Below are 9,013 nucleotides of genomic sequence, written 5' to 3' on the forward strand. Positions count from 1 at the left end.
CGCCCTGAACAAGGTCGCCAGCCGCGACGTCAAGGTGCTGGTGGTTGGCAATCCAGCCAACACCAATGCCTATATCGCCATGAAATCGGCGCCTGATCTGCCGGCAAAGAACTTCACCGCCATGCTGCGCCTCGATCACAATCGCGCCCTCAGCCAGCTGGCCGCCAAGGCCGATGTGGCCGTGGCCGACATCGACAATCTGATCGTCTGGGGCAATCACAGCCCGACCATGTATCCGGACTACCGTTTCGCCACCGTGAACGGCGTATCGCTGAAGGACAAGATCGCTGACGAAGCCTGGAACCGCGAGACTTTCATCCCCAAGGTCGGCAAGCGTGGCGCGGCCATCATCGAAGCGCGCGGCCTGTCGTCGGCAGCTTCCGCCGCCAATGCCGCCATCGACCATATCCGTGACTGGGTGTTGGGCAGCAATGGCAAGTGGGTCACCATGGGCATCCCATCGGATGGCTCCTACGGCATTCCGGAAGGCGTGATGTACGGCGTGCCGGTTACCTGCGCCAACGGCGAATACACCCGCATCGAAGGCCTGGCCATCGATGAATACAGCCGCACCATGATGGACAAGACCCTGGCCGAGCTGGAAGAAGAGCGCGCTGGTGTTGCGCACTTGCTGGCCTGAGAAGGTCAGCCATAAATGAAAAAGCCGGCTTCAGCCGGCTTTTTCATGCCCGTTTGCGCCAGTGCGAACTTTCAATTGTCGCGGCGCATCAATTCAACAACGGTCCAGATCCAGTCCGGCCCCTTTTCCAGGGTATCGCCTATGCGCACCACAAAGGACTTGTCGCGGGCTACCACTTGGTAGAGACGCCCGGCCGAATAATCGGCTGAATGCATCAGCAAGCTGTTCAGCCGCTTCCCTTCAGCAACAAAGGGGATATACAAGGCACTTTTGGGGACGACCAGCCCGACGGTATCCACACCGTCAATCGCCATACTGGTCGAGCGCTCTGGCTCAAGCGACTTCATGCTGACCGCCACCGGCGTGCTGGTCAGAATCTGCACACCCGCATACAGCTGCTCGGCATTGATGCGATTGAGGCGCCGCACCACGGCAATCAGCCAGTTGGCATGTTCGTCATTGCGTATGCCCAACAGCACGCCAAGGCGCACCCAGTCATGGCCATCCACCGGCAAGATCGCACCGAAGCCGCCTTCTGACTGATTTTCGATCACCCACTCATCGTGCTCGATGGTCTTGGCCTTGTTGACATAGGCATGGTTGCGCGCCTGCATTGAAGCCATTTTTTGCTTGGTACGCTCAGTGACATAGCCATACAGCTTCATGTCCATCACTTCATCGTTGTCGGGCGCATGCCGGGCACTGGCGCGCGCCATGGTGCGCTCGTCATCGAAGCGGACCGCCGCGAAGATCGAAACCAAACTCGAAGTAACCTGAACCAGCTTGCTGACACGGGTGCGCTCCTGGCGATGCGCCTGCTGACTGCGCTCGCGCGACCAGAGAATTTCCAGCTGCTTGAGAAAGTCGAGACAAGCGGGCATGCGCGCATCATCGCCAAGCCCGACCCGCACCGGCGATTCACCGGCTTCCAGCCGCTGCATCATTGCCGACATTTCGGCGAGCAAATCGGCAACACCCCAAAACCGCAGCATGTCACCTTCGACCAATTCATGAATCTTCGAAGGCCCAGTCGGCTCGGACAGGTTGACGCAAAACTGGTGAACCGAGTCGCGATATTTCCTCTCGATCTGGATATTGCTGGACCACAGCTGCAACCACCGATCTGCCCAGTCGAACTGACGCAGGTTGAAGTTGCCGTTATTCAGGGTGGCCAGCATCTGGATACGGATAAACTCATCAGCACACGATGTGGACGCAGCGCCCGCCTCGGGATACAACACCAGCGGATCAGCATCGACCGAGCTGACCTCGGCCAGGCGATAGAACTGGTTGGCCACCGACCACAGCGAAGATGGTGGGGTCTGGAAGCGGAAGAAGTGCCACTTCACCTGGATGCCGACATAACGCAGGCTGCGTGCAAGCAGCATCGCCGTGGCAGCCTGAAAGCCAGCCTCCTCGTCGGGCCGGTGGTCCTCCATGCGCACGAAGGGGTGGTAGGCCGCGAGCATGGCCCTGGCCAGCCCGACAATCTCGTCCCACAGCCGCTCTTCGATCGCCTTGCCCGCTCGCGGATTCTGGATGTATTGCTGGCGGACCAACTCGTAAGTTGGCTGTATCAGCTCGTCGACGACAAACAGGGCCTTCAGGGTATCCAGCCCCAGCGTGGTGCGACTCTCGACCGATCGCAATAGCTCGACCACCGCATGCATTTGCCCGGCGATATCTTTTTCCTGCCGCAAATCGCGCATCCATGCAGTGGCAGAACGCGGATCGGCCAGCGGGTCATGCTCGCGCCGCACCATGCCCGACAGAGATTCAAACAGCTTGCGCATGGATCGCACTCACCCTGGCAAAGCAATCGGCTCGAGCAACCAGCGCTCGGCCTCGGCCGCATTGTCGAAAATCTGCACGTCGCTATCGACAAACAGGCGGGCGACCCAAGTCGCCCATGTGGTCCACTGATCCGTAGTCACCACCGCAATCCGGCCAAAATCCGCATGGTGCGCACGGCTGAACTTCAGTTCTTCCCACACCACATCCAGCGTGTAGCCAAGCATGTCGGTCAGATCGAACAGCAGGTTGACCGGCTGACCGTGAAAGCGCAGTTCATACAGCACATTCTCTTCAAATTCCCGGTAGTCGGCGATGGTGAAGTCGCCCGCGACAGCTGCAAGCACACAATGGGATTTATGTTCTATTGCGATCATCTTCCTGCCCCTCCATGAATTGATGGCCCACTCCGCGCAGGGAAACTCCCTTATACCCGACTGCGCATATCCGACTCCAGAACGACGAAAGCCAAGGCCGACGAGCGTTCATCACTCAATGACAAGTGGACATGATGAATATGGCGCTCCGCGAGGAAATTTGCGACCTTCTCGTCAAATTCGAATACCGGCTTGCCCAAGGCATCGTTGCCAACACTGATGGCAGCCAAGGCAACAGGCGGACGAATACCGGTACCCAAGGCTTTGGCAAATGCTTCTTTGGCTGCCCAGCGCTTGGCCAGGTACGGCACCGGGTCTGCAAACTGACTCAATCGCACCAGCTCGCCAGGCGATAACAAGCGCGTTGCGAATCGCGCACCGTGGCGCTCATAGGCCTCGCGGATACGCGCCAATTCGATCAGGTCAGTGCCGATACCGAAAATCATGCTTGCTCATATATGTTGCAAATCACGCAAGAGTTTGCGCGTGTGCAGGCTGGCCTCACCGAGCAGACCATTCAATACGCCGCGCATCAGCCACTTTGCCTGCTGCAGGCATTCGGCATCGGGAAATTCCTGCCTTGCCATTGCCAGCAAGGTCGTACCGGAAACCAAGGTGCCATCAGCAGACGTTACAGCAGGTAGCAAGCCGTGCCCAGGCACAAATCGATAGTGCTGCCGCTCGTCGATCGGGTGCCCTGCTGCATCGCAATCCAGCGCGATACCGTAGCCAGTCTCGGCTAGCAGCGCCAGCTCGAATCGTCGCAACACCGGTTCGACCTGGACCGGCGTGTGGGCCAATGCGCGCACTGCCGCACCATAGGCATCAAACAGCCCGGCGCACTCGTCTTCACGCGCCAACAAGCGCAGCAGCAGCTCATTCAGGTAAAACCCGCAAATCAGCGGCAAGCCTGCCAGCTGCGGCACGCCGCCTTGCCATTCCAACGCATGCAGGGTCTTCAATTCAGCCGCCCCGAACCACGACAGCTGCAATGGCTGAAACGCCATCAGCTGGCCCCGCAGGGCCGATGCCGGCCGCCGCGCGCCGCGCGCCACCATGGCCACCCGTCCATACTGGCGGCTGAACACCTCGGCAATCAGGCTGGTTTCTTTATAGGGGTAGCTGTGCAACAGCCAGGCATCGTTCAAGTCCACTCGGTTGCGACTGCTGGCGAGGCGAGACGCCATGGCGACCTTACTCGTAGCCGAACTGGCGCAGCATGCGGGTATCGTCGGCCCAGCCGCTCTTGACCTTTACCCACACCTCGAGAAATACCTTGCTGTCGAACATTTTTTCCATATCGGTACGGGCTTGCGAGGAAATTTCCTTCAGACGCTCGCCCCCCTTGCCGATCACGATGGCTTTCTGCGCATCGCGATCCACCAGGATTGCCGCATAAATGCGGCGCAAATTGCCTTCCTCTTCGAACTTCTCGATCTCCACCGCCGTGGAGTACGGCAGCTCGTCACCAACCAGACGGAAGATCTTTTCGCGGATCAGCTCAGCTGCCAGAAAGCGCTCGCTACGATCAGTCACCTGATCTTCTTCATACATCGGCTCGCCTTCCGGCAGCAGCGGGCGAATCGCATCGAGCAGCACATCCACCTTTTGTATCTTTTGCGCTGAAATCGGCACGATGGCGTGAAAGGCGAATTCCCTGGACAGCTTGTCGATAAAGGGCAGCAAGTCGCCCTTGTCCTTGACCAGATCAGCCTTGTTGATCACCAGAATCACCGGCTGATCACGCGGCAGCAACTTGAGCACAGCGGCATCGCGCGCATCGAACTTGCCCGCTTCGATGACAAACAATACGGCATCGACATCGGCCAGCGTGGTGGTCACACCACGATTCATCGCCTCGTTCAGCGCACTTTTGAACTTGGTCTGGAAACCGGGCGTGTCCACGAATACATACTGGGCGTCGGCATCGGTGCGAATACCGGTGATGCGATGGCGCGTGGTTTGCGCCTTGCGCGACACAATACTGACCTTTTGCCCGATCAGGCGGTTCAGCAAGGTGGACTTGCCGACGTTGGGACGCCCGACAATGGCAATGAATCCGGTATGAAAGCTCATTTGTGGCCTTTCTTTTCAATGGCCTTTTGAGCCGATGGCAATGCCAGCAAGGCACGCGCTGCTGCTTCCTGCTCAGCGGCACGACGGCTGCTGCCTTCACCCTGTGTGACGATAGCCAAGTCGCTTAGCTCACACTGAACGACAAAGTGCTGGTCATGCGCTTCGCCATGCTGCGCCACAATGGCATAACGGGGAAGTGCCATATGGCGCCCCTGCAGCCATTCCTGCAGACGGGTCTTGTTATCCTTGCCATGGGTTTCCGGGTCGATCGCCGCGATCAGGGGCTCGAACAGCCGCGCAACGGCAGCACTGGCCATCTGGAAATCGGCATCAAGACAAATCGCTGCGAACAAAGCCTCCAGCGTGTCAGCCAGGATAGATGGCCGCTGGTAACCACCGGAACGCGCTTCACCATCACCTAGCCGCAGATAGTCGCCCAAAGCCAGGCCCTGGGCCAATTCAGCCAGTGTTTCCTTTTTGACAAGGCTTGCCCGCAAGCGCGACAGCTCCCCCTCGCTACGCAGGGGAAAGGTATCGAACAACAATCTGGCAACCACGGCATTCAGGATACTGTCGCCGAGAAACTCCAGTCGCTCGTTATGCGGCACACCGAAACTGCGATGGGTCAAGGCCTGGCGTAACAAACCCGCATCGCGAAACACATAACCGAGCTCTCGCTCCAGCTGGGCAGAACTGACAATCACCTTACTTGGCCGCTGCGTGGTTGGCAGAAGTCGAGAACTTGATCAGCAGGCTGATATTGGCGACCAAAGAGACTTCCGTCTGATAGGCCACACTGATCGTGGTACCTGTTTGATCCTGGGTAATTTCCAGGTCATCCGGCTGTACGCTCTTGATATTCTCGATCGTGGCCCGCTTGTAAAACGCCTCGCGAATGTCCGAAGGCGGGGCTCCCGCCTGTTCTTTGGCGATCGCAACCAAGGCCGACTTCACGCCAAAATATTCGGAATACACCGGCAGCAGCTTCAGCGCCAACAACGCCACAAATCCGAGCAAAACAGCGCCCAGAATCACTGCAATCAGACTGACACCACGTTGCTTACGCATATTCACCCCAACTCAGGAAAAGACGGCAATTGAGCCCAACGCCGATTTGATTCAGCAAACCGACTGCATGTGGCCAGCTCATCCATCAATTGATGGACTTGCCGATACGCCCAGGCTCACCCAGATTCATCCAGATAAAGAACGCCTTGCCAGCAAGCAGCCGTTCAGGGACAAAACCCCAGTAGCGGCCATCGTTGCTGTTGTCGCGATTATCGCCCAGCATCAGGTATTGTGCAGCCGGCACCGTACAGGTAAAGCCGGTTTCGTCGTGCTGGCAGGCATCACGATTCGGAAAATCGGTCACACCCATCGGATTCAAGGTAGGCGCACCGGGCACATTCAAGGTTTCATAGCGCTTCACGCCAAGATTTTCCTGCATGCGTATGCTCTGGATCGGCTCACCCACCTTGTCGGCATAGCGATACTCCCCCACTGGCTGGCTATCGATACGCTGGCCGTTAATCGACAGAATCTTGTTGCGATACTCGATCTTGTCGCCCGGCAAACCGATAACCCGCTTGATGAAATTGGTTTTCGGATCAACCGGGAAGCGAAACACCACCACATCGCCTCGTGCCGGCTTACCCACCGGAATCACCGGCTCATTGATAAAGGGCACGCGGATACCATAGGCAAACTTGCTGATCAGGATAAAGTCACCAACCACCAGGCCGGGCCGCATCGAGCTCGACGGAATCTGCATCGGCTCCACCACAAAGGTCTTGCCCACGCCGATGGCGCCCAACACCAGGGCATTGGAAAAGCCGAACGCGGCCCACATCGGCAAGGCACGCTCGTTGCCCTTTGCCTTGTAGCCCCGCAACTTGGCAATACCGGCCAATACGGCTGCCACCATCATGATGACAAAGAACAGGTCGCTGGGATTGGCAAACAGGGAGAGCACGCCCCAGCTACCCACCAGCATCAGGAAATAGCCCCACAGAGCGCTTTCCGGCATTTTTTCAGCATCGTAAATTGCTTCTTGAGTGCTGCGCTGCGCGCGTCCAATCAAGATTGCACCGACGAACAGCGCAGCCACTGCCAGATAGGTCCAGTTCATTTGAGCCTTTTCAGCACGAAGTTGTTTTCAATCCAGGAACATGCATCAGGGCTGCCATTATCGGCGGCAGCCCGGAACACTACTTATCGCTGACCTGCAAGATCGCCAGGAAGGCCTCTTGCGGAATTTCCACATTGCCGACCTGCTTCATGCGCTTCTTGCCGGCCTTTTGTTTTTCCAGCAGCTTTTTCTTGCGCGAAATATCGCCACCATAACACTTGGCCAGCACGTCCTTACGCATCGCCTTCACTGTTTCGCGCGCAATGATATGCGCACCGATGGCTGCCTGAATCGCAATATCGAACATCTGGCGCGGAATCAGCTCGCGCATCTTGCTGACCAGCTCCCGTCCGCGGTAAACACTGGTGGCGCGGTGCACGATCAGGCTCAGCGCATCCACCTTTTCGCTATTCACCAGCACATCGAGCTTGACCAGATCGTCCGAGCGGAATTCCTTGAAGTCGTAATCGAGCGAGGCATAGCCACGGCTGACCGACTTGAGCCGGTCAAAGAAGTCCATCACCACTTCCGCCATCGGCAAATCATAGGTCAGCATCACCTGGCGACCCATGTATTGCATATTGCGTTGGGCGCCGCGTTTTTGGTTGCACAGGGTCATGACCGCGCCGACATAGTCTTGCGGAACCAGGATGGTGGCAGTGATGATCGGCTCGCGGATTTCCTCGATCTTGCTCAATTCCGGCAAGCGCGACGGGTTTTCCACCTCGATGACTTCACCATCCTTCATCAGCACCTGATAAACCACGGTAGGCGCCGTGGTGATCAGGTCCATATCGAATTCGCGCTCAAGACGTTCCTGCACGATTTCCAGATGCAACAGGCCAAGGAAACCACAGCGGAAGCCAAACCCGAGCGCCTGCGACACTTCAGGCTCGAAATGCAGCGAGGCATCGTTGAGCTTCAACTTTTCCAGGCTGTCGCGCAGCGAATCGTAATCATGCGATTCCACCGGATACAGGCCGGCAAACACCTGCGACTTCACTTCCTTGAAGCCAGGCAAAGGCTGCTCCGCTGCGGGCTTCACATGGGTGATGGTGTCACCAACCTTGGCGCTGGCCAGCTCCTTGATGCCGGCGATGACGAAACCGACCTCACCAGCCTTGAGCGCATCGCGTTGCAGGGACTTGGGGGTGAACACACCCACCTGCTCGCACAGATGCTGCGCCTTGGTCGACATGAACAACAGCTTGTCCTTGGGCTTGATCTCGCCATCCACCACGCGGACCAGCATGACCACGCCGACATAGTTGTCGAACCAGGAATCGATGATCAAGGCCTTGAGCGGACCATCCGGATTACCGCGCGGCGAGGGCACCTTGGCGATCACCGCTTCCAGGATATCCTCGATTCCGATGCCATTTTTGGCCGAGGCGCGTACCGCATCGGTGGCCTCGATACCGACGATATCTTCGATCTCCTCGATAACCCGCTCGGGCTCCGCTGCGGGCAGATCGATCTTGTTCAGCACGGCCACCACTTCCACGCCCTGCTCGATGGCGGTGTAGCAATTGGCAACCGTTTGTGCCTCAACCCCTTGCGATGCATCCACTACCAGCAGCGCGCCTTCGCAGGCAGCGAGACTGCGGCTGACTTCATAGCTGAAGTCGACATGGCCCGGGGTGTCGATAAGATTGAGGTTGTAGACCTGTCCATCACGCGCCTTGTAATGCAGGGCGGCGGTCTGCGCCTTGATGGTAATGCCGCGCTCCTTTTCGATGTCCATCGAATCGAGCACCTGCTCACTCATTTCGCGCAGCTCCAGCCCGCCACAAAACTGGATGAATCGATCGGCCAGGGTGGACTTACCGTGGTCGATATGGGCGATGATGGAGAAGTTGCGTATGTGATTCATGAGCTTTGCATAACAAGTAAAGGGCGGATCATGTGTCCAAACCAGGCCTGGCACGGCAAGACCCGAACGACTCGCCAATCAGACAAGAGCACCGGCAAAACCAGCAGTCAGACACAGTATCGATGGCG

At 57.8% G+C, this 9,013-nt stretch carries 10 protein-coding genes; 1 reads left to right on the forward strand and 9 read right to left on the reverse strand.

Annotation, left to right across the window (positions count from 1 at the left end):
• Positions 1–640: malate dehydrogenase (locus tag ACE3OH_RS15185; RefSeq protein ID WP_374354633.1), on the forward strand; the 640-nt coding region annotated here is incomplete at its 5' end.
• Positions 641–711: 71 nt separating this feature from the next.
• Here the strand turns inward: ACE3OH_RS15185 and ACE3OH_RS15190 are convergent.
• The 9 genes from ACE3OH_RS15190 to lepA form a co-directional block, all read right to left on the reverse strand.
• Positions 712–2,433, reverse strand: a complete 1,722-nt coding sequence (locus tag ACE3OH_RS15190) for a hypothetical protein (RefSeq protein ID WP_374354636.1) — start codon at positions 2,431–2,433, stop codon at positions 712–714.
• A gap of 9 nt (positions 2,434–2,442) precedes the next feature.
• Positions 2,443–2,778, reverse strand: coding sequence for an STAS/SEC14 domain-containing protein (locus ACE3OH_RS15195; RefSeq protein WP_374354639.1), 336 nt, complete (start codon positions 2,776–2,778; stop codon positions 2,443–2,445).
• A gap of 80 nt (positions 2,779–2,858) precedes the next feature.
• Entirely contained in the window at positions 2,859–3,254 is a 396-nt protein-coding gene (gene acpS, locus ACE3OH_RS15200; RefSeq protein ID WP_374354642.1) for a holo-ACP synthase, read from the reverse strand.
• Between the two features lie 6 nt (positions 3,255–3,260).
• Entirely contained in the window at positions 3,261–3,995 is a 735-nt protein-coding gene (recO, locus tag ACE3OH_RS15205; RefSeq protein ID WP_374354645.1) for a DNA repair protein RecO, read from the reverse strand.
• 7 nt (positions 3,996–4,002) lie between these two features.
• Complete coding sequence (era, locus tag ACE3OH_RS15210) at positions 4,003–4,884, reverse strand: GTPase Era (RefSeq protein ID WP_374354648.1); 882 nt, start codon at positions 4,882–4,884, stop codon at positions 4,003–4,005.
• Complete coding sequence (rnc, locus tag ACE3OH_RS15215) at positions 4,881–5,588, reverse strand: ribonuclease III (protein WP_374354653.1); 708 nt, start codon at positions 5,586–5,588, stop codon at positions 4,881–4,883. Before rnc ends, era begins: the two co-directional genes overlap by 4 nt.
• Position 5,589: 1 nt before the next feature.
• Positions 5,590–5,952 (reverse strand): DUF4845 domain-containing protein, encoded by a 363-nt coding sequence (locus ACE3OH_RS15220; RefSeq protein WP_374354656.1) that lies wholly within the window; start codon positions 5,950–5,952, stop codon positions 5,590–5,592.
• Positions 5,953–6,037: 85 nt separating this feature from the next.
• Positions 6,038–7,012: a signal peptidase I gene (gene lepB, locus ACE3OH_RS15225; protein ID WP_374354659.1), complete on the reverse strand. Its 975-nt coding sequence runs from the start codon at positions 7,010–7,012 to the stop codon at positions 6,038–6,040.
• Between the two features lie 79 nt (positions 7,013–7,091).
• The gene (gene lepA, locus ACE3OH_RS15230; protein ID WP_374354661.1) at positions 7,092–8,885 is read right to left on the reverse strand and encodes a translation elongation factor 4; all 1,794 of its coding nucleotides are present in this window, start codon (positions 8,883–8,885) and stop codon (positions 7,092–7,094) included.
• Between the last annotated feature and the right edge of the window lie 128 nt (positions 8,886–9,013).

It is taken from the genome of Chitinimonas sp. (assembly GCF_041904975.1).
Classification (GTDB): domain Bacteria; phylum Pseudomonadota; class Gammaproteobacteria; order Burkholderiales; family Chitinimonadaceae; genus Chitinimonas.

Coding starts and splice junctions, on each gene's coding strand:
- acpS (WP_374354642.1), bottom strand. CDS start 3,254: ATGATTTTCGGTATCGGCACTGACCTGATCGAATTGGCGCGTATCCGC.
- era (WP_374354648.1), bottom strand. CDS start 4,884: ATGAGCTTTCATACCGGATTCATTGCCATTGTCGGGCGTCCCAACGTC.
- recO (WP_374354645.1), bottom strand. CDS start 3,995: ATGGCGTCTCGCCTCGCCAGCAGTCGCAACCGAGTGGACTTGAACGAT.
- ACE3OH_RS15220 (WP_374354656.1), bottom strand. CDS start 5,952: ATGCGTAAGCAACGTGGTGTCAGTCTGATTGCAGTGATTCTGGGCGCT.
- lepB (WP_374354659.1), bottom strand. CDS start 7,012: ATGAACTGGACCTATCTGGCAGTGGCTGCGCTGTTCGTCGGTGCAATC.
- lepA (WP_374354661.1), bottom strand. CDS start 8,885: ATGAATCACATACGCAACTTCTCCATCATCGCCCATATCGACCACGGT.
- ACE3OH_RS15190 (WP_374354636.1), bottom strand. CDS start 2,433: ATGCGCAAGCTGTTTGAATCTCTGTCGGGCATGGTGCGGCGCGAGCAT.